10 protein-coding genes and 2 pseudogenes are annotated in these 22,468 nt (G+C 37.6%); 4 read left to right on the forward strand and 8 right to left on the reverse strand.

Translation table 11 applies throughout. The features are described 5' to 3' along the window. Positions 1 to 358: 358 nt before the first annotated feature. Positions 359 to 718, forward strand: a pseudogene (locus V7K67_RS01520) (AAA family ATPase); the annotation flags it as partial. A gap of 311 nt (positions 719 to 1,029) precedes the next feature. Here the strand turns inward: V7K67_RS01520 and V7K67_RS01525 are convergent. Further along, positions 1,030 to 1,740: pseudogene (locus V7K67_RS01525) on the reverse strand (ISAs1 family transposase); the annotation flags it as partial. Positions 1,741 to 1,762: 22 nt separating this feature from the next. On the opposite strand from V7K67_RS01525, the gene V7K67_RS01530 reads away from it, so the two are divergent. After that, positions 1,763 to 2,020 carry a transposase gene (locus tag V7K67_RS01530; RefSeq protein ID WP_335164959.1) on the forward strand — a complete coding sequence of 86 codons (258 nt, stop codon included), beginning with the start codon at positions 1,763 to 1,765 and terminating at the stop codon, positions 2,018 to 2,020. Here the strand turns inward: V7K67_RS01530 and V7K67_RS01535 are convergent. Together V7K67_RS01535 and V7K67_RS01540 are read right to left on the reverse strand one after the other, a co-directional pair. Beyond that, the gene (locus V7K67_RS01535; RefSeq protein ID WP_335164961.1) at positions 1,987 to 2,727 is read right to left on the reverse strand and encodes an IS66 family transposase; all 741 of its coding nucleotides are present in this window, start codon (positions 2,725 to 2,727) and stop codon (positions 1,987 to 1,989) included. The two genes, V7K67_RS01530 and V7K67_RS01535, sit on opposite strands and share 34 nt — an antisense overlap. A 71-nt stretch (positions 2,728 to 2,798) precedes the next feature. Continuing rightward, positions 2,799 to 2,948 carry a hypothetical protein gene (locus V7K67_RS01540; RefSeq protein WP_335164963.1) on the reverse strand — a complete coding sequence of 50 codons (150 nt, stop codon included), beginning with the start codon at positions 2,946 to 2,948 and terminating at the stop codon, positions 2,799 to 2,801. 664 nt (positions 2,949 to 3,612) lie between these two features. Between V7K67_RS01540 and V7K67_RS01545 the strand changes: the two genes are divergently transcribed. Further along, a complete protein-coding gene (locus tag V7K67_RS01545; protein ID WP_335164965.1) occupies positions 3,613 to 12,975 on the forward strand; it encodes an amino acid adenylation domain-containing protein in 9,363 nt (3,120 codons plus the stop codon). A 291-nt stretch (positions 12,976 to 13,266) separates the two neighbouring features. Continuing rightward, positions 13,267 to 14,136 carry a phytanoyl-CoA dioxygenase family protein gene (locus tag V7K67_RS01550; RefSeq protein ID WP_335164967.1) on the forward strand — a complete coding sequence of 290 codons (870 nt, stop codon included), beginning with the start codon at positions 13,267 to 13,269 and terminating at the stop codon, positions 14,134 to 14,136. On the opposite strand, the gene V7K67_RS01555 is transcribed toward V7K67_RS01550, so the two are convergent. From V7K67_RS01555 to V7K67_RS01575, 5 genes are all read right to left on the reverse strand, one after another. Continuing rightward, on the reverse strand, positions 14,111 to 14,275 hold the full coding sequence (locus V7K67_RS01555; protein ID WP_335164969.1) for a hypothetical protein: 165 nt from the start codon (positions 14,273 to 14,275) through the stop codon (positions 14,111 to 14,113). The two genes, V7K67_RS01550 and V7K67_RS01555, sit on opposite strands and share 26 nt — an antisense overlap. Before the next feature lie 283 nt (positions 14,276 to 14,558). After that, positions 14,559 to 20,021, reverse strand: coding sequence for a trifunctional serine/threonine-protein kinase/ATP-binding protein/sensor histidine kinase (locus V7K67_RS01560; RefSeq protein WP_335164971.1), 5,463 nt, complete (start codon positions 20,019 to 20,021; stop codon positions 14,559 to 14,561). Positions 20,022 to 20,202: 181 nt separating this feature from the next. Continuing rightward, complete coding sequence (locus tag V7K67_RS01565) at positions 20,203 to 20,367, reverse strand: helix-turn-helix domain-containing protein (protein ID WP_335164973.1); 165 nt, start codon at positions 20,365 to 20,367, stop codon at positions 20,203 to 20,205. A gap of 967 nt (positions 20,368 to 21,334) precedes the next feature. Beyond that, positions 21,335 to 21,934 carry a Uma2 family endonuclease gene (locus tag V7K67_RS01570; RefSeq protein WP_335164975.1) on the reverse strand — a complete coding sequence of 200 codons (600 nt, stop codon included), beginning with the start codon at positions 21,932 to 21,934 and terminating at the stop codon, positions 21,335 to 21,337. Positions 21,935 to 22,061: 127 nt separating this feature from the next. Continuing rightward, positions 22,062 to 22,468 (reverse strand): ISAs1 family transposase (locus V7K67_RS01575; protein WP_335164977.1); only part of this gene is annotated, 407 nt, incomplete at its 5' end.

Raw genomic sequence — 22,468 nt, forward strand, 5'->3', positions numbered from 1 at the left:
CAGAAATTCCCTCTTTAGAGAACGGTGGAGTAGCAAAAGATGGTAAATCAGTGACTTGGAAACTCAAACAGGGAGTCAAATGGTCTGATGGTAAAGGGGTGAAATGAGCAACCGTGCAGAAAGTTACGCTAAGGAATTGATGAGCCGTTTTCAACATCCCGATCACCTGTACCAATTGATCTGTCTGAAATTTAAAAGCCTCAAATCCTTACTGTGCCGTACAAAAAAGCTGTACCAAATAACCTATAGGTTATTTGGTACATCGAGAATTGCGAAAAATATCGAATTGGAGAATGCTTATCCAGTAAGGGTTACAGCCTTAGCGTAACTATCTGTACGATTGCTCATTTAGCCCCATTTACCATCGGAACTAGAGCGTGTACAGATTCTAGGGATTCATCTGCAACGCTTTGGCATTCACCTGGAATCCGAATATCTCGAAGCGATCGATGCCAACACTGCAAAGTTTTCAGGCGCAGAACTGGAAACACTAGCATCGGAAGCTGCTCTATTGGCATTCGATGAGGGTAGACCGCAGCAGGTAACACTTGCTGACCTCGAAGCCTGTCGTCAAACGATTACCCCGCTTGCAATTCAGGATGTGGCGGCGGTTTCTCGGATGAGGAAATGGGCATCAACTGCACGACAGGCTAGTAGTCCTGTGGTTGCAGCGAAAACTCAGTCTCTCAGAACTGCCAAATACAGAAACATGAACTGATGAGAAAGCGATTGTCTCCTGATTCTATGGGGGCGATCGCTCTTTTAGGTTCGTAGCAGGGCGAACGCATCTTATTTACTAATAAAAACTGAGAAAGATTTCAAAATGACATAAATAATTGTAGGAATTGAGTGAATGATAAACAAAATAAATCAAATATTTTCTCAAGCTGTGAATTAGCTTATCTTGAACTGAACGGCTATTCATTAATACTAAAAATATTCAATTATGGGGTAAATAAAAGCATATTTATCGAGAGAATAAATAAACCTTTCATATAAAACATTCAATTCAAGTTTTGATATACTGTTTTAAGCTAACGCTAAAACACTTAATAAATAGTTGTTATCCATCGCGGCGAGAAACTGTTTATTTTTGATTCCTCGTTTGACTCGCTTCTCTTTACCTAAAAGATTGACTGCAATTTGCCGTAATACTGCAAAATTCTGTGGAGCATTGTCTTTCCTAATCCGGCAGTCATCTTCTTTTAAAGCAACATCCAACACCCAATGTAAAGAGTTTTCTATACCCCAATGGCTACGAACAGCATTAGAAAATTCTTCAGCATTCTTGATAAGGCTACTAATGAAATAACGAGTTTCGACTGTTGTTTTACCATCCGATAAGCGGATGGACTCTACCATCCCAACACTGCTAAACTTTGACCACACCGAATCTGGATCAAGTTGTGACCCAATTCCAGCTAACATTACGTAATTGCGAATTTCATGACGACCATGCCCTGTTTCTTCTGTTTTATATGTGCTATGTTCAATTCTCTCAAAACCTGTACTTATCCCTGACTTAAATAGCTTTTCTACCTCATCATAAAGATTTCCTTGATTCTTTTTTAATGTAATTACATAATCTGCATCTTTCTGTGTGATTAATTTCACAATTTCTTTCTGACAGCCGATTGCATCAATTGTCACAATACATCCAGACAGTTCTAAAACTTTTAATAACTCTGGAATTGCTGTAATTTCATTGGATTTTTCATCCACCTTTACTTGCCCTAAAATAGCCAACATTCGCAAAGACACATTGCACAAAATCACGACCTATATCAGTAAAAACCACGCTGTTATCGGGATTGAGGATTTAAATGTGCGCGGGATGTTAGCAAACGGTAATTTAGCTAAGGCGATTGCGGATATGGGGTTTTATGAGTTCCGCCGTCAATTAACTTACAAGTGTGAACTTTACGGTTCAAAACTTGTAGTAGTTGATAGATTTTTCGTATCCCCTCAATACTTCGGGGTAGGCAATTATTCTGGTTGCCACGACCAACCAAAGGGATAAATAGAAGATTTCTCACGAATAATAGTCGCCAAAGAGGGGATGATTCTCATCTTTGAAATGCGGTCACGCACGTACTCAAAAAAGCTAATTCCCAACTTCCGAGTAGTGGCAACAAGAGACATAAAAGTGTCAATCGCCTTAGTACCCTCAGTAGTCTGAGTGGCGTAGCTAATATTACGTCGCTGCACCATAGTTCTAGCAGCTAACTCAGCAGGATTATTGTGCAATGGTAATTCCTTCTGCTCTAAAACTAGAAGTAACTCGGAGGCAATGGCCTCCGTTAATCGTTTTCGTTCATCCAACTGCTCGTAACCACTTTTTGTATCGAACAGTTCCCAGAATTTAGACTTTAGTTGCCGTGCGAGTTCTGCCCTTGGAGAATCTCTATAAGCTAGTAGCAGTTCCGACCGAGGATATTCTAGTATTTCTTCTCGGTCTATTTTGATACTTTCATTTTTACTGGTCTTGGTGTGCTTTTTTGGAGTTTCTCGTTCTTTCTCTGATGAGTGGTTGCTGAGTTCGCCTTTGTTCTTCTTGGCTTTTATGTCTGGCTTCCCTTGTTCTCCCTTCAGGCGGTTGTTTTCATCCCGCAATCTTTGATTTTCTTCTCGTAGTTCTTTGACCGAGAAGATTGAAGATTGGAGATTGCAGATTGCAGATTGTTTTTGGTACAAGCCCAGCAGGAAAGTGGGCGGAATAAATCTCAAATCGTCAATCTCAAATCCTCAAGCTGCATCCAAGAGTGGGTGTAGTCAATCTCAAATCTACAATCGGCAATCTACAATTGTTTGACCTGTAAGTTTAATTCCTCTACGAGGTTCAATAATATCTCTACGGTTCGACGCACTGATTCATCTGCAATCCCTTTTGGGTCGATGGCTTGCAGCAAATCGTATACTGGTTTGTTCCTCGATTGGCTTTGCGTCATGTGTCATATTCTATATCACTGCTGTACCTACTAAGCTTTTTATTTTTTTCTGCTACCCCAACTTATTGAGCCGATACGTATAAATGCCTGCTGAACACCCTATATCTAGTATATCCCGCACTGGTTGGGGTACATAAGTTCCCAAAACATTGTGAAAACTTTCTTTTCTCTGAGTCTTTCATGAGCAGATAACCAATTTAGCTATCTTGAGATACTAGGATTTTTTCGCGCCACTTGCGGGCGAGGTTTTGAACCTTTACTTTTTTGATAAAACCCACATTCCGCAGGTAAGTGAAAATTGATCGATAATTTTCAAATTTTTATACTACAATATTTTCATGTATTTATATGACTTGGCGATCGCGGCTAAAACATCAAGTAGCAAGCACTCACTCTGGACTTATTGACACTATTCTCAACTAATCGAAAGTGCGATCGCTCTTGGTAGATTGTCCTTTGGTTGGTTACAGTTTGAGTTAAATGAAAGTTTCTAGATATCTGGGACATAGGCACTCTGGCGGATTCAATCGATGAAACTGGTGGGGTATGTTTATGGTAGAATCATTTCAAGGTAAGGATTTTAGCGTTACTAAAAAATCCCCAGATTTCTGTTTCAACTTGCGGAATGTGGGTAGGATAAAAAATTGACTACAAAATAATCATCATGATTAACAATCATCAAGGCAATAATGTTTCTAGTATCTCACTTAATGAAGTGTTCAGGGCTTTGGTAACAGGAACTATATTAAATGAGCCTTTTGAGCCTTCAAGGATTGGTAAAATATCACGATTAACAATTACACAGAGAGATTTATATCTGGATAAAATGCTTCATCCAGATAGTACTGTTTTTACTTTAGGATTTTCCGTAAATTTATTATCACAAAATGTAGACAAATTGATTTGGGAACAGGCAATAAAAATAGTCTGTCAAAAAGATGATACTACTAAAACTAGGTTTATTTTTTATAAAGGCGAACCTTTTCAGTTTGTAGATCGCAATATTGATGTTAATTTTGAGTTTATAGATTTATCAATTCATCACAGTTATTTTACTGGTTTACAGCAAGTTCTCGAAGAGAAGATTAAAATAAAGTTAGAATTGCAAAAAAGCGATCAAGATTTATTTAAAAACATTTTAGTCAAAGATAAACAAGGTAACTATACAGCTGTTTTGGGTGCACCTCATATTCTTTTTGATGGATATTCTGGAAAAGTTTTCTTTGAAAGGGTTGCAAAAATCTACCAATATTTAAAAATAGGCAATAATCCTCAAAATTTTGATGGTAATTCTTTTCATGATTTTATCGACGAGCTTGTAACTAAATTTGATACTCCAGAGATTCAGGAGTATTGGCTAGAAACGTTAAGTAATGTTATTCCTGTTACGCCTTATATCAAAATCGAAACAGAAAACAAAGCTAAATCAAGAAAATTAGAAATTGCCGGGAATGAGCTAGTACAAATTAGAAAATACTGCCAATTAAATCAATGTAGTATTCCGACATTTTTTAGGGCGGTTTATGGCATTTATTTAAGTAAATATTTACAAGCACCAGCAGATTTCGTGTTTTACGATATTTTTGGTAAAAGAGATGAAGAGTTACTTAATATTTTAGGTTGCATTTACCAAGTAGCCCCTGTTGTTATACATCAAAAAAGTATTGAGAATCAGTCAAGGTTAATTGATTATCTTTTATACATCAAAAACTATCGTAAAAATCTCGATAATCTCCAAAACATCTCAGTTCTTCTACAAAGAAACTATTTAAAGGATGAGTCATTAAAATTTTTCTATAATTTTTATAACTTTACCATCCTGAATATTCCTTTTGCCGAAGACTGTTCTAGATTAACTATCCATAATTCTTTTGCTGAAAATGAAGTTCATCTGGTAATTCAAGACTTTAATGATAGTTTAGAAATAGAAATATTTTATAATCAAAAATATTTTACAGATATAAACTCTTTAGAAAGATTGCTATTTCTTGCAAATCAAGTGAGTCAAGGATGTGAATATTTTCATGACCTGAATATATTACCAAAAGCTGAGGATGAAAAATTAGTAGAAACTTGGAATGATACTAGTAAGGATTACGCATTAGATAAATACGTTCATCAACTGTTTGAAGAGCAAGTAGAGCGCTCGCCAGATGCTGTAGCAGTATTCTTTAAAGAGGCAGATAACCAGGGACAATCTTCACTCACTTACCGAGAGATCAATCAGCAGGCGAACCAATTAGCACACTACTTGCGTTCGCTAGGTGTGAAACCAGATATACCCATAGGAATCTGCGTAGAAAGAACCCTGGAAATGGCGATCGCAGTTTTGGCAGTTCTCAAAACTGGTGGGGCTTATGTACCAATGGATTCAGCTTATCCTAAGGAACGCCTAGCCTTTATGCTTGAGGATACTCAAATATCAATATTAGTCACTCAACAAAGACTATTAACAAAGCTTCCTGAAACCAAAGCGCAGATTATCTGTTTAGATACTGACTGGCACAAGATAGGGCAATACAGTCAGGAAAATCCTTCTAGTGAAGTAACAGCAGAGAATTTAGCCTATATCATCTATACTTCTGGTTCTACAGGCAGACCGAAAGGCATCTGTTTAGCTCACCGCCCTTTAGTGAATTTACTGCAATGGCACTTAAACTCATTATTAACAGGTGTACGTACCTTGCAATTTGCATCTTTGAGCTTTGATGCTAGCTTTCATGAGATGTTTGCTACTTGGTCTTCAGGAGGAACTTTGTTTCTCATCTCAGAAGATTTGCGTCGGGATACTACAGCTTTAGCTCGCTTTATTCAAAGTCAAGAGATTGAAAAAGTCATTCTGCCTGTTGTCGTACTACAGCAAATGGCAGAAATGGCTATATCTCAGTTGGAATTATTTACTAGCTTAAGAGAAGTTACTACAACAGGTGAGCAATTGCAAATCACCCCAGCCATTGTCAAATTATTCAAATCGCTGCCATATTGCTCATTTCATAATCACTACGGTCCATCAGAAACCCATGTAGTAACGGCTTTGACATTAGATCGAGATCCTGATTCCTGGCCTACTTATCCATCTATAGGCCGTCCCATAGCTAATACCCAAATCTATATACTCGATGCAGGATTAAAGCCAGTTCCTATAGGTGTTCCGGGAGAGCTTTACATTGGTGGCGATAGTTTAGCCAGGGGTTACTTGAATCGACCCGATCTCACTGCCGAACGCTTTATTCTTAATCCCTTTAAGAAGGCAGGAGGTGAGGTAGCTCCCGTCTTGGCGGTTCCCGTCGATGGGGGACTACCGAACCTGAAGGGCAGGAGGCAGGAGGCAGTAGGCAATAACGATCTTCGCTTGTATAAAACAGGTGATTTAGCTTGTTACTTACCAGATGGGAATATTGAATACCTGGGTCGGATAGACCAGCAGGTGAAGATTCGCGGCTTCCGCATTGAGTTGGGGGAAATCGAAGGAATGCTGTTGCAACATCCTGAGGTGTGTGAAGCCGTAGTCATAGCACGCGAGGATGTACCTGGAGATAAGCATCTAGTCGGTTATATTGTTTCCACCTTGATTCCAAAGCAAGCGCCTTATGAAAGCGTTTGTATAGTGGAAACTGATGACAACCGGATAGTAGAACTACAAACGGAGGCTATCTGCATTGATGGCGTTTGCTTGGTAGGAATGTCATTTAGTTGGGCTAGAGGTAAACGTATCCGTCTTTGTCTACGGTTGCCAGTGACATCAGAAGAACTATGGTTAAACGGCAGCGTTGCTTGGAGTCAGGATCAGCGGGCTGGTATTCAGTTGACTCTAACGCCTAATGAAAAAACCCTCTTTCACCAAAGTATAGGGCATATCTTAGAAACCCAAAATTTATGGAAGATTTTGCAGCGCACAGTGAGCGGCAATCTCTGTAAATTTCTCAAGGATAAATTGCCAGATTATATGGTGCCTTCTAGCTTTGTGATGTTAAATGCCTTACCACTGACATCTAACGGAAAAGTAGATCGTCGTTCCTTACCAGCACCTGATCGCACCCGACGGAATCTGGAGCAGGATTTTGTCTCACCTCGTACCACTGTTGAGGAAGTACTAGCAAAAATTTGGGTAGAAGTTTTGAGATTGGAGCAGATTAGTGTTCACGATAACTTTTTTGAGATTGGAGGACACTCACTGCTAGCTACTCAGGTAATCTCTCGTATTCGAGATACCTATCAATTAGATTTACCATTGCGACGTTTATTTGATGCGCCGACTGTTGCCAGCTTGGCTGAAAGTATCGAGACAGAACTAAAGCAAAATTCAGAATGGCAGACTTGGGCGATGTCTGGCGACAAGCCACTACATATCTACGCACCTGTAACGCGTAACCAAAACTTGCCCCTTTCCTTTGCCCAGCAGCGATTATGGTTTCTAGAACAGTTGTTGCCTGATAGTCCCTTCTACAATTTTCCCCAAACTTTTCGCCTGTTTGGTCAGGTAAATCTGAGAGCTTTAGAACAAAGCATCAACGAAATTGTTCGGCGACACGAAGTTTTCCGCACTACCTTCGCTTCATTAAATGGGCAGCCTGTACAAATTATTACTCCGGCTTTGAGCATACCTATAAAATTGGTGGATTTGCGTTCGCTGTCTGAATCACAAAAAGATACAGAAATTCAGCGGTTAATGATTGAAGAATTCCAGCAGCCCTTTAATATCAATCGTGGGCCGTTATTGCGAACAACCCTATTGCAGTTAGATGTAGAGAAATATCTACTGCTTTTGAGCATTCACCACATTGTTTTTGATGGTTGGTCTGTGGGCGTGTTGTTTCGAGAGTTGACATTGCTGTATCAGACTTTTACCAATGGTTTACCTTCTCCCTTAGCTGAACTTCCCATTCAGTATGCAGACTTTGCTGTATGGCAACGGCAGTGGTTACAAGGAAAAGTTATATCAGAGCAACTAGTTTATTGGAAACAGCAGTTAGCAAATTTACCCATTTTGCAGTTACCAAGCGATCGCACCCGACTGGCAATCCAAACTTATCGTGGGGCACGTCAACCTTTAGCACTCTCCAAATCTCTTAGCGAGGCAGTAACTTGGTTCAGTCAGCAGGAGAGAGTTACTTTATATATGACGCTCTTAGCAGCATTCCAAACACTGCTATTCCGCTATACGAGTAGCGAAGATATCTTCGTAGGTTCGTTAATTGCCAACCGTCACCACCAACAAATTGAGAATTTAATTGGATTCTTTGTTAACACTTTAGTATTACGCAGTGATTTTTCCGGCTCTCCTAGTTTCCGCCAGTTGCTCAAGCAAGTGCGAAAAGTGACCTTAGAAGCTTACGCTCATCAAGACATCCCCTTTGAAAAGCTGGTTGAGGAACTAGAACCAGAGCGGGATTTGAGCCGCCATCCCTTGTTCCAAATCTGCTTTGCGCTGCAAAATGTACCTATGCAAGCTCTGGAACTTTCTGGTTTAAGCATCAACCATTGCTTGGAACACAATGGCACAGCCAAGTTCGATCTGTTTCTAGAACTATTTGAAACACCAGATGGCATTAGTGGTTGGTTTGAGTACAGCACTGACTTGTTTGACGCTGCTACCATCTCTCGCATCGGAGAACATTTTCAGACTTTAGTTGCAGGGATTGTTGCTAATCCAAATGAGAAAGTTGCAGATTTACCTCTTTTAACACCTACTGAACGCCAACAATTATTAGTCGAATGGAATCAAACTCAAGCAGATTACCCACAGCAAAAGTGCATTCATCAACTATTTGAAGCACAAGTAGAGCGTCAGCCTAGCTCTGTAGCAGCAATTTTTGCAGATCAGCAAATAACTTACCGCGAGTTGAATGCCAGAGCAAATCAATTAGCTCGTCATTTACAAACTTTAGGTATAGGTGCAGATGTATTGGTAGGTATTTGTGTGGAGCGCTCGCTAGAAACGATCATAGCTTTATTAGCCGTCCTCAAAGCAGGTGGTGCATATATACCTTTAGATCCAGCCTATCCACAGCAGCGTTTATCCTTAATGCTGTCAGACTCTCAGGTATCAGTGCTATTAACTCAACAACATTTATTGGTTCAACTCCCTGAACATCAAGCGCGTATTGTCTGTTTGGATAGAGACTGGCAGGATATTACTATGCAGAGTCAAGATAACCTTGATACTAGTATTAATCCTGACAATTTAGCTTATGTAATCTACACTTCCGGTTCTACAGGCAAACCCAAAGGTGTACAAATTATGCACCGCTCTGTAGTCAATTTCCTTCACTTCATGGGTCAGCATTTGGAACTGACAAAGCAAGATATACTGCTTTCCGTCACTACTTTATCTTTTGACATTGCAGTACTAGAAATTTTCTTACCGATTACTCTTGGTGCCCGTGTCGTTATGCTTAGTCGGGAAGAGACTATGGACGGTATAGAATTAATCGCAAAGTTAACCAACTCTCGTGCTACCATCATGCAAGCTACCCCAGCCACTTGGCAACTCCTTCTAGAAGCAGGTTGGCAGGGCAGCAAGCATCTGAAAATACTGTGCGGTGGAGAAGCCTTGCCGAAAAAATTGGCTCAACAGTTACAACAGCGATGTGCTATTTTATGGAATGTTTATGGACCTACTGAAACTACTATTTGGTCAGCAATATATAAAGTAGTATCTGAGGATGGACAAGTTTTGATTGGTCGGCCTATCGCCAATACTGAATTCTATGTACTCGACGGTCAGTTACAACTAGTGCCAGTGGGTGTACCGGGAGAACTCTACATTGGTGGTGCTGGTTTAGCACGTGGCTATTTCAATCGCCCAGACCTTAGAGATGCTCGGTTTATTCTCAATCCCTTTAATAAGGCAGAAGGTAGGAGGCAGAAGGCAGAAGACAATAACGATCTTCGCCTCTATAAAACAGGGGATTTAGTTCGCTATCTCCCAGATGGCAATATTGAGTATCTCAGTCGTATCGATGGCCAAGTAAAGATTCGCGGCTTCCGAATCGAGCTAGGAGAGATTGAAGCCTTGCTCATGCAACATCCGTCAGTAAAGACAGGTGTGGTGATAGATCGGGAAGATGCACCCGAACAAAAACGTTTGGTAGCTTATGTGGTGCAAAATCAACAAGATGAGAATGCCCAAAAGTTATTAACAGATTGGCAAACTGAACACCTTTCTCAGTGGCAAACACTTTACGATCAAACCTACAAAGAAACTACTGAGAAAGAAAATCGAGTATTCAATCTTATAGGTTGGAACAGTAGTTATACAGGTATGCCTATTCCTACGGAAGAGATGCGTGAGTGTGTAGACCACACTGTTGAACGCATTCTCTCTCTGCAACCTAGCGAAGTACTAGAAATTGGTTGCGGTATAGGTCTATTACTATGTAAAATTATTTCCCATTGCGATAAATATTGGGGTACTGACTTTGCGCCGGAAGCACTACGGCAAATCCAACAGTTACAAATGTCTGGTCAGGATTGGCCACAACTGACTTTGTTACAAAGACCTGCTGATAATTTTGAGAACATTGAGGCAGATGCTTTCAATACGGTAATTATCAACTCGGTAATTCAGTATTTTCCCAGCATTGACTATTTAGTGCAAGTTTTGGCAGGATCTGTAAATGCTGTCAGACCTGGCGGTTTTATCTTTGTCGGAGATGTGCGTAGCCTGCCGTTATTAGAGGCTTACCACGCCTCTGTAGCATTGTATCAAGCATCATCCACACTTTCCACAATACAGTTACAAGAGCAGGTTCGACAACGCGTTAACCAAGAGGAAGAACTGGTAATTCATCCAGACTTTTTTAGGACATTGCAACAGCACTTACCCAAGATTAGTCAAGTACAAATTTACCTCAAGCGCGGTCAGTATCACAATGAACTCACAAAGTTTCGCTATGATGTGATTCTGCATATAGGCACTAGTACTGACAACACTGTAAATATTCCTTGGTTGGATTGGCAACAACAAGAGCTAACGTTGTTATCTGTTCGTCACCTGCTATTAGCAACTCAGCCACAAATTCTGCGAATTAAAAACGTACCTAATGCCAGGTTAATTAAGGAAGTCAAGACTGTAGAATTGCTAAACAACCTAGATGAGTTTAAGACAGTAGGCGAGATGCGATCGAATTTAGAACAACTTTCCCGGATTGGTATCGATCCTGAAGAACTGTGGAATTTGAGCCAGGATTTACCTTATTCGATCGATATCATTTGGTCAGACTTTAGCGTGCTTGACTGTTATGAGGTAGTTTTCAGACATTGCCAAAGGAGAAAAGTAGATGTATTCTCAGAGGCGATCGCTTTTCAAGATACAGTTCACACCAAGCCTTGGAATTACTATGCTAATCAACCGCTACAGAGTCAGTTTACTCGCAAGCTGGCTTTAGAACTCCGCCGCTTTCTTGAAGAAAAGCTACCAGAATATATGATACCTACAGCTTTTGTGTGCCTAGAGAAATTACCACTGACACTCAATGGCAAGTTAGACCGTCGTGCACTACCGGCTCCCGATCGGTCTAGGACAACTCTGGAAGTAGCATTGATTAAAGCTCGTACTCCTATCGAGGAACAAATGCTCGACATCTGGGCTAAGATACTAGGTATTGAGCATCTGGGCATTCGCGATAACTTTTTTGAACTTGGTGGTAATTCTCTGCTAGCAGCGCAGTTAATGATGTCTGTACGAGAAAGTTTCCAAGTAGAACTGCCCGTAAGATGTATTTTCGAGCAACAGACTATAGAAGGACTCAGCCAAATAGTTGAGAAAGTACACCAAAAAGGAACTGCTATTCTCAATACTGTTGTTAATCTCAAAGCTGAAGCTGTACTCGATCCAAACATCTATCCTCAGGGAGTACTTGGTAACGATATCAGTCAGCCGCAGCATATTTTCTTAACAGGAGCAACAGGCTTTTTAGGTGCTTTCTTAATCCATGAATTGCTACAGCAAACTCAGGCGAAAATATATTGCCTTGTGCGTGCTAATAACGAAAGTGAAGGTTTCAAAAGATTACAGGAAACCTTAGAAAAATATTTAATATGGGACGCAAGCCAAAGCTCAAGAATTATCCCCATCCCAGGAGATTTAGCTTTACCTCATCTGGGACTTTCTCTAGAGCAATTTGACAAGCTAGCGGAGCAGATTGATGTGATTTATCATAGTGGCGCTCAAGTCAACTTTGCTAAACCTTACTCTGTTATTAAGGCAGCAAATGTTCTTGGTACTCAAGAAGTTCTCAGATTAGCGTGTCATCATCAACTCAAGCCAGTACACTATATCTCAACAATTGCTATTTTTGGCACAATAGCCTGTTTAACGGGAGTGAATACCCTTTATGAGGATGATGATATTGATAATAGTGAAACTTATCTTTATCAGGATATTGGTTATACCCAAAGTAAATGGGTAGCCGAAAAACTTGTTTGGATTGCTAAATCCAGAGGAATCCCTGTGACAGTTATTAGATCCGGATTTTTAATGGGTCATCTGCATACTGGTGTAACTAATACAGATGACTACATATCTAGATTGATCAAAGGTTGTATTCAAGTAGGTAGTTTTCCATATCTTGTCAAGCAAAAACAAGATTTAATTACTGTTGATTATGCTAGTAAAGCTATTGTTCAAATATCTAAGAGAAAAAAATCTTTAGGAAAATCCTTTCATTTAGTTCCTTTAGCATCGCAAAATATTGATTTAACTAGATTATTTGAGATGATATCAATTTGTGGATACCAACTGCGAAAAGTGCCTTATGACCAATGGACAAATGATTTAATCAATCAAGCTAGATACTCTCAGAAAAATCTTTTATTTCCTTTAATACCCATGTTAACTGAAAAAGTCTATCAAGGAATGACTGCATGGCAGCTATATCAAAACACTCCTGATTTAGACTGTCGTAATACACTTGAGGCAATTGCCGATACTTCCATTTATCCTCCATCAATAAATACTGAATTAATCAGTAAATATTTAGCTTATTTTCAACGTATTGGATTTTTAAATATGGAGTTTGTCTAGTAGATATGTCTTTTGTTTTTTAGATAGTTGATACTCATTCATATATCAAGTAGCCAGAAATAGTTTATCGAAGAAAGGTAGAGGGCAGTCCCAATGAAAAAATTTCATCACCATGAATGAAAATGTGATGTGAGACGGATCTATTCTATATAGATACTCATCGAAGGAGTATTTTCAAGTCAGAAGGGATTTATCCTATCAGTCAATAATTAAATATTTAAGTATTTCTGGCAATGGTTGTAAATCTTAAAAGAGTTAGATTCTAAGTATTCATCAATGTAGGATTTTAATATGCAGTTAACAGAGCAAGAATTATTAATCTATCAAAATCAAGGATTTCTTTTATTGCCAGAATATTTTTCTCGCGCCGAAGTTAAAATTATGAAAGCAGAATTATCTAAGCTATCAGTAGAAACATCCCCCCAAAAAATTCTTGAGAAAGATGGTAAAACTGTACGTTCTTTTCATGGTTCACATACCAAAAATAATGTTTTCAATTGTCTAACAAGACATCCATTGCTCGTTTATCCGGCAATGCAAATAGTTGGAAGCAAAGTATACATATATCAATTCAAAGTTAATATGAAGGCAGCATTTAGTGGCGATATTTGGAAATGGCATCAAGACTATATTTACTGGTACAAGGAAGATAGGATGCCAAAACCAAAAGTAGTTAATGCTATGTGCTTATTGGATGATATGAACGAATTTAATGGGCCATTATTTGTAATTCCTAGTTCCCATAAAGAAGAAATGATTGATGTTACGACTTATCAAAATAAGGTGGGAACTACAAATTCTAATAGTCCTAGTGACAGCAATGAGTGGATATCGAGTTTTAGTGCTAATTTGAAGTATTCTCTAAGCCAGGAATTAGTTACTAATCTAGTATCAAAATATGGAATTACTTTTATAAAAGCAGCGGCGGGTTCAGTACTATTTTTTGATAGTAATATTGTACATGCTTCATCAAATAATATCTCGCCATTTGGGCGCTCTGCTGTGATTATTACTTATAACAGTATTGACAATACTCCTTTACCAGTTCAAAATCCGCGACCAGATTTTCTTGTGAGTCAAGATTATCGACCAGTCACTCCTCTAGCACCTGATGAGTTATCTCAGTTTTATGGTGTCAAGATTTGTACTTCAAATCCCTAGCTACATAACCATTTCCCACGCTATATGAGCAACAAATAATCCCCTTGCTAACCATTGCAACTCCCAAAGGAAATAGATACCAAAGGTCAATTGCTTCAGTGTGGGCGATCGCTTCGATTGTTGACCAAGGTATTTGCATTCCAAATGGATCTAAAAAGAGTACAGCACGATTAGACCGCCAATTTTTACCATATAATGTTTTTAAATAACTAATTGATGCTCTAGAACAAATTCTTAACAGAGCTAAAATTGAAGCACTAGATCGACTAGATCGTTCAATTGAAATTCTCAATTGAAATTCTCAATCAGGGTTTAAAAGATTTAATCGAAGAAACTTCTAAACACAACAAAGAATAGTACTTAGTTCGCGAATGATATCCGCCAAGCAATCCCCCATTTCCACATCCCGTGAAAAGTCATATCTACTTACTTACTGAAAGTTCGATTATGAACTCAGTTCCTTGTCCTGGTACTGACTGACAACTTATTTTACCCCCATGTTTTTCTACAATAATTGTGTAGCTAATAGATAATCCTAAACCAGTACCTTTACCAATAGGTTTGGTAGTAAAGAAAGGATTAAAAATTTGAGAAACTATATCTGATGTCATACCAGAACCATTATCAGCAATGCGAATTGCCAACAGATTTTCTTCTAATAACCCAGTAGTGATTTTGATATAACCTGGATTGAGTTCAGCTTGTTCTAATGAACGCTGAGAGTTATAATCTTCCAACGCATCAATAGCATTAGCTAATAAATTCATAAATACTTGATTTAGCTGACTTGGATAACAATCTACTAACGGTAAGGAAGCATAATTTTTGATAATTTGAATCTTAGAATTGACTGATTCTGTTTTTAGTCGATGTTGCAAGATTAGCAAGGTGCTATCAATACCTTCATGAATATTAACTGGCTTCATTTCTGCTTCATCCAGACGGGAAAAGTTACGTAAGCTCAGAACTATCTGGCGAATACGATCGGCTCCAACCTGCATTGAAGATAGCAATTTGGGTAAATCTTCAAGCAAAAATGGTAAATCTATCTCCTCTTGTTCTGCCAACATTTGAGGAGTCAGATTTGGTGATAACTTTTCATACATTTTCATAAGATACAACATATCCTCAATATATTCACTAGCATGAGAAATGTTGCCGTAAATAAAATTAATTGGGTTATTAATCTCATGAGCTATACCAGCAACCAATTGACCTAAACCAGACATTTTTTCTTTTTGAATAATCTGTAACTGTGTTATTTTTAGTTGCTCTAGTGTAAATTCTAATTGTTGTGCTTGTTCTTCCAAACGCACATTCTTTTCATATAATTCCTGTGTTCTCTCTTCTACTTTCATTTCCAGATTTTTGCTGTAATTCTCTAACTGCTGGTTAGCTTGTTGGAGATTATCATTTAGTTTAGATAGATTAGTATACAGCTTGGCATTCTCGATAGAAATGGCTGCTTGAGACGCAAGAATTTTTAAAACTTCTAAGCGTTCAGTAGTAAATGCATTAGTTGTTAAGTTATTTTGCAGATACAGAATTCCAATAAGTTTACTTTGATGAATTATCGGTATACATAAAACGGACTTACATTTATTCTCAATAATATAAGGATCTCTAGTAAATTTTCCTTCAGAGCTAGCATCACCAATAACGACACTTTCCTCCGTTATTCTCACGTAGTTGAGTATAGATATTGGTACGTATAGACTATTATCTAAGGACATGGAAGTTTCTAACAACATCTCATCTTTATTAACTCCCACAAATGCTTCTATTAGCATTTGACCATTTTTCTCTAAAAGGAGGCAGCTAGTTTGTGCCCCAGCATTTTCCATAACAATTTTCATCAACTTAGCTAGCAATTCATCTAGCATGATTTCACTAGAAATAGCTTGCGAAGCTTTAAAAACTGTAGATAAATCAAAAGATGCCAAATTATTGATCTTGTTTGAAGTAGTTGACAGGCTAGCTTTCAAACTAGATGATTCATGATTTATTCTTAATGGGCAGTAATCAGGGTATTTTGACTCTAAATCACTAACTTTTGCGATCGCTCCCCAACGTATATAAGCATGATAAGATTCTCTAAGGTAGAATAATGCCTGCTGATCTCTACCACGGTAAAAGTAAAATTCTGCTGCTAACTCGTTGGCTAGTGCTTCTTCTTGAATATATCCTTGTCCTTTTGCCCCTTGTATAGCTAGATCATAATACTCCATAGCTATAAAGGGTTGCCCTAAAATGCGTGATTTTTCTGCCTCCACCAGATCAAATTTATGCTGATAGTTAGTAGGAGCATGATCAGCCCATAACCGCATTTTTTCCTGATTGCCATTAATAACAGTCAGATATTCTTGTTGAATCTGAGGTTCAGCATTTGGATATAAAGCAATTAGAGCTAGTGAATAATATAGATTGTGGATGCCAACTGTCATCATCCCCATCACGCTACCTGTATATTCTGAAGCCAATTTGGCATTATCAATTGCTTGAGTGTAATCTTGAAACAAGTAAAAAAGAATCAGTTTAGCAACATAAGCAGCAAATAATGAAGTAGCATTATTAGTACTTTTTAGATACGGCATCATTGTTATTTCATTAAAACTATCACCAACTAAAAGATATTTATTTTCTGAAATTCCTTGGAGATTAATTACTAGCTGATGCCAAATTTTAATGTAGTTTATAGGAAAATATAGTTTAAATTTTTCTAATATATTAATATATGATGCTTGCTGATAAGCTACTGATTCAAGTTGTTCTCCTCTAAAAAATATGTGACCACAATAATGGACAGAGCAATAGCCAGCGTATTCTAAATCTCCAATTTCTAACGCGCTTTGAATTCCTTCTTGCAACGGAGTAATTGTTTCTCTAAGATGCTCTTTCCAATGAATGGTAAAACCATAAAATGGTGCATATACTTTACTTTTAAGTTCAATATCTTGGAACTTACCTAATATTCGCCAAGCTATTTTACCAGAGCGATATCCAGCATCAATATTTTCCAGATAGCCACACAATAGCATCCCATAATAAGCGTATCCGTGAGCCGCTAAAGCTGAATGACCATGTTCAATACAGAGATTGACGACAGTCAAGATTATCTGGGGAAAAGTTGCCTTTGTCGGGTTAGTAATAAAAGCAGCACCAGCAATAGTAACAAGGATTTTTAAAGCTGCCAGTATACAAGGATCTTTGACAACTGGAAAATTTTCTAAATCTTCAAGCTGAGGTAAATTAGCTATAGTACTTTGCTTATTTGGTGCCGCTGACAGAGGAACCCCCAACTTTGCAAGCGCCTCTAATCCAATATCAATGGCTTTAAGCATCTGATTTTGAGCCATATAAAACTGGATTTGTAATTGATAAGCTTTGACTTTATCCAGCAGATTATTAGCATTATGTAGAATAGTTTCAGTTAAGATGGCTGCTCGTGTAAAATTAGTATTTAAGTACTCTACTTCTACGCTTTCTAGGTGAAGTGTTAGCATCAAGTCATAGTTATTTTCCCAACTCGATGGTGTAAGCAATTCTAGTCCAACTGTTGAATAGTTAAGGGCAGCTTCATAAGCTGATGATGCTTTTGCTTTTTGGCTAGCTATGAGATTTAATTTCGCTAGCCGATCTTTTTGAGATTGATCGCAAATAAATTCAGTACTAAAATTTAAGTGGTTAACAATATTAAAAATATTTTCTTCAATTTCCTCTATTTGGTAATATTTTAGAATTAATTGCCCAATTTTCAGATGAGTTTGTTTTTTTTCCGATTCTGGAATTAGGGAATAAGCTGCTTGCTGGATACGATCATGCAAAAACTTATATGAAACTTTTAATTCCTGGTATCCTAAGGATACAGGTATATCTTTGTCAAAAAACAGTGGAGCTTTATAATTGTCGCTCAATGGGATAATTAGGTTTACTTTAAGTGCTTCCCATAATTCAGAAGCGGTTTCTGACTGAGATTTTTCATTTACAATTGCTAGAATGTCTATGTTAAATCGATTGCCAATACAAGCAGCTAATTTTAAAACCTGTTGTGTCTTCATCGGCAATTTTTTTATATTTCTCACAATCAATTCTACGGCATCATAATCTGTAATTCCAATGGTTTGAATTTGATTTATTTCCCACTGCCATGTTCCACTATTAAAGTCAAAATTTAATAGATTTTCTTGATACATAGTTTGGAACAACTGAGTTAAGAAAAAAGGATTACCCTGAGTTTTATGAAAAATAAATTCAGCTAGTATTTTGGTTTTTTCTGTTACAGTATGAAGTGTATCAATTATTAATTCATGAACATCCTTAATATTTAAAGGCTTTAGTGTAATAGTATTTATAATTGTTCCTGCTTTTTTGATTTCATTCAACGTCTGATTCAAATAATGACTTGATATAACTTCGTTATCTCGATAAGCACCAATCATCAAAAAATATTGGCTATCATCAAGCATCAGCATTTGAATAAATTTTAGAGTTGCTACATCTGCCCATTGTAAATCATCAAAAAATAGAACAAGTGGGCGTTCTTTTTGAGTAAATACTTGAATAAACTTTTGAAACACTCGATTAAAGCGGTTTTGGGATTCAATTACTCCTAATTGTGGCACAGATGGCTGTTGACCTACAATTTTTTCAATCTCAGGAATAACATCAATAATAACTTGACCAGTTTCACCAAATGCTTCTAAAAGTCGCTGTTTCAAAACAATTATTTTTTCAGAACTTTCTGTTAATAACTGTTGGGTTAGCTCTTGAAATGATTCAATTAAAGCCGTGTAAGGAATATTTCGCTTAAATTGATCAAATTTACCAGAAATAAAATATCCACATTGTTGGAGAACAGGTTTATGAATTTCATTAACTAAGCAAGATTTACCAATCCCTGCATAACCTGCAACTAACATCATCTCACTTCTACCAATACTGACTCGCTCAAAAGCTGACATGAGAGATGCTACTTCTTTTTTGCGTCCATAAAGTTTTTGAGGTATTGTAAATTGGCTAAATTTATCTAACTTACCAGGAATAAAATTTTCGATTTTACTATTATTTAATAATTGCTTAAAACAAATCTCTAAATCTGCTTTTAGCCCTAAACCACTTTGATATCTTTCTTCAGCAGTTTTCAACAATAGTTTCATTACAATATTAGATACAGCTTCCGGAATTTCTGGGTTTATGTGATGAGGGGGTATCGGCTGTTTGGCAATATGAGAGTGAATTATTTCTAAGGGATCGCTGCAATTAAATGGCAACTTATTAGTCAACAATTCATAAAAAGTTACACCTAAAGAGTAAAAGTCTGTGCGGTAATCAATCGTCCTATTCATACGACCTGTTTGCTCTGGAGACATGTAAGCAAGTGTTCCTTTAAGCAAATTAGGATTGCTACTAATTGCATTTTCTTTTGACAAGCGTGAGGCAATGCTGAAGTCAGTAATTTTAACCTGCATTGACTTAGGATTAATAATTATATTCTGTGGCTTAATATCTTTATGAATAATATGTTGTTCATGCAAATCTATAACAATATCGACAAGCTGAATAGCTAAGTGCAAGCAATTTATTATATTAAGTTTATTATTGTTGATAAATTGCTTGAGATTTATTCCTCCAATGTCCTCAAAAACTAAAGTAATACTGTTTTGATAGTTTTCTAATCTATAAACTTTAATTACTCCTGGTAAATCTAATGACTTAGCAATTTCATATTCATGTTGAAACTCTGTTACATATTCAATATTAGCGTATTCACTTTTAAGTATTTTAAGGATAACCATTCTTTCATTCGTAAGCTCCTGTGCTCGATAAACAACCGTATCTAGACCATCTGAAATTTTTTCTATGATTTTATATTTTGAATCATTCATAGTTTTAATCTAACCTATTTATTGCAAATGATAGTGGGATTTTAATATTAAAATAAAACTTAGATTTGGATTTAATTAATTAAGTAAAATTGCGATATTCTCGAATATAACAACTACTTAATACACGGCCTTTAGATTAACAATTTTCCAGAATAACCACATATATAAAAACTTATTTATTTTAAAATTTATGGCTATTCATGGCATATCTATGTCCATTTTCCCAACGATTAACCGTGGAATAAGTAACACCTAAAGATGTTGCAAACTCTTCCTGTATTAAACCAGTGATCGTGCGAAGTTTAAGAATCAGCTTGCCAACTTCTGGTTGTTGGATTATTACCAAAGCTTTTTTATCATCATGTAACTTAAACACTATGTAATATAGCGAGCCATATATATTTTGTTACATACTACTGATACTAAGGCTTAATTGTAACCCGCTAATATACTACTCTTTTTTGCTTTTTTGAAAGATAATCAACAAGTTTCTATGTAATTACCACAGGAATTATTATCGTGTAATCTTTTTACCATAAAGCATAGCCACCAGATATCCAACGCATAGCAATACTGCTCGGTTAAGGAGGAATAGAGGGTAAAACAAAGAAAAAAGTGTTCGCGTTGGGATTGCACTCTGAAGCTGGCAATTGTAAAATCTACTGCAATCGTCAGCACGGAGGATTGTAGTACACACTCAATGGTGAACCGAGTGATGTCCCTCAAACTGCCTTAACTGGATATCTTAAAGAACTGCGGTTTGAGAATACAGAACGCCGCAAAAAAGAAACCTGCAAGTTGCTGATAACTATTCAAGCAGACCGGACGTATATTTTAGAATCCGGTTATGATACTCATTTTTCTAAAAGCTTGTTAACTTTGATTGTCCGTTCCAAAAATCTGTAGAATACTCGCTTTCCTCTAAAAAAGCGCGTGATATTCTGCAAGCAATTACACACGACAAAGCTTTTCACTGTCACAAAACTGTAGACTATTCAGAGTCTATTGAAGGTCGAGTTACTGCGGAATCAAAACTGTGTTTTGGTGCAGTTTTGTTTTTAGAAAATACTGTTCGTGGTGGTTGTCGCTTAAATGTGATGTTTCGATTTGGATTGATACGTCAAGAGTTCAGCCTTGATGATTTACGTCAAGACGAAATAATTTATGAATCTTTTGATGAATTCATTGCAAGAGTTTCAACCAATGGCTAAAAAACAAAATTGCTCTGATTTACCCAGTGTCTCTGCCAATTTATGAGGGTGAGTTGATGTTTTCTGGCTTACTTGATATTTTCGCAAAAGAGTTAGCCACCCTTAAAAATTAATCCGACGATAGATTTCAGTCAGGGGAATTTCTACGTTTAAACTGTGCAGAACAATCGTCCGCTCAAGGTGAGAGTGAACTTGCCATAGCCAGCGATCGTTACTGTTACGATCCAAGTTATGATACTGTTCAATGTAGGGTTCAGTTTGGCTCACAAGCAGATATTCACAAAAGCTGGCAATCGAGCGATATTTTCTGAACTTGTCCCCTCGGTCATAAGCTTCAGTTGAGGGCGATAGAACTTCGACAATCAGCATTGGATTGAGAATTTCATCATTGCGAGTGCCATTAAACTCTGATTCGCCATTAACAACCATCAAATCGGTATAAGTCCCACACTGATATTCAGGAATCCAAACTCGCAAGTCGCTATTATACAAGCGAAAATCGGTGTCTCTCAGTAAAAATCCCAAGTAAATTAAAAAGTTGCTAGCGATTGCACTGTGAGATTCCGACCCTCCCGACATAGTAATAATCTCTCCGTTGCGGTATTCATGGCGTTCTGGGTTTGTTTCTTCCATAGCCCGGTACTCGTCTAACGTCAGGCTAGTTTTTATTACATCACAGGGACTGGTTTGAGCAAAAACCATAATCAACCTCTTAAATAATTAGCTCTAAAACTATTATCGGCAATGGAACAAAGAATTGCTAATGAACGAATTATCACCAAGCTAATCAATCAGGGTTAGCGCGTCTCAAACCCTATTGACAGGGGCATTATGGCAGAGGTACTGAGTTTGAGAGAGCCGCAGCCAACACAGAAAGCATATATCGATCGTTCATAGCTGCTCGTCGTGATTTTTGGCGAATACTGCGACGAAAAGATGATTCTCGCTCTAAGGCATTTAGGGCAATGCGACGTAGCAAAGAAAAATTCTGTGGACTGTGCAGAGAACGAATTCGACATTCATCCTCATTGAAAGTGACATCTAATGTCCAATGAACAGAATTTTCAATACCCCAATGCTGTCGAATAGCACTACCAATTTTATGAGCATCACTGGTAAGACTAGTGATGTAAAATTGCACCTCCTGGGTAGTTTTATTCCAATGCTGAATCGAACGTACTACCATCACGACTGTTGTTAGTCCTGTCCACAAATCTTGTTTATGAAGTACAGGAA

Source organism: Nostoc sp., from assembly GCF_036917155.1.
Classification (GTDB): domain Bacteria; phylum Cyanobacteriota; class Cyanobacteriia; order Cyanobacteriales; family Nostocaceae; genus Nostoc.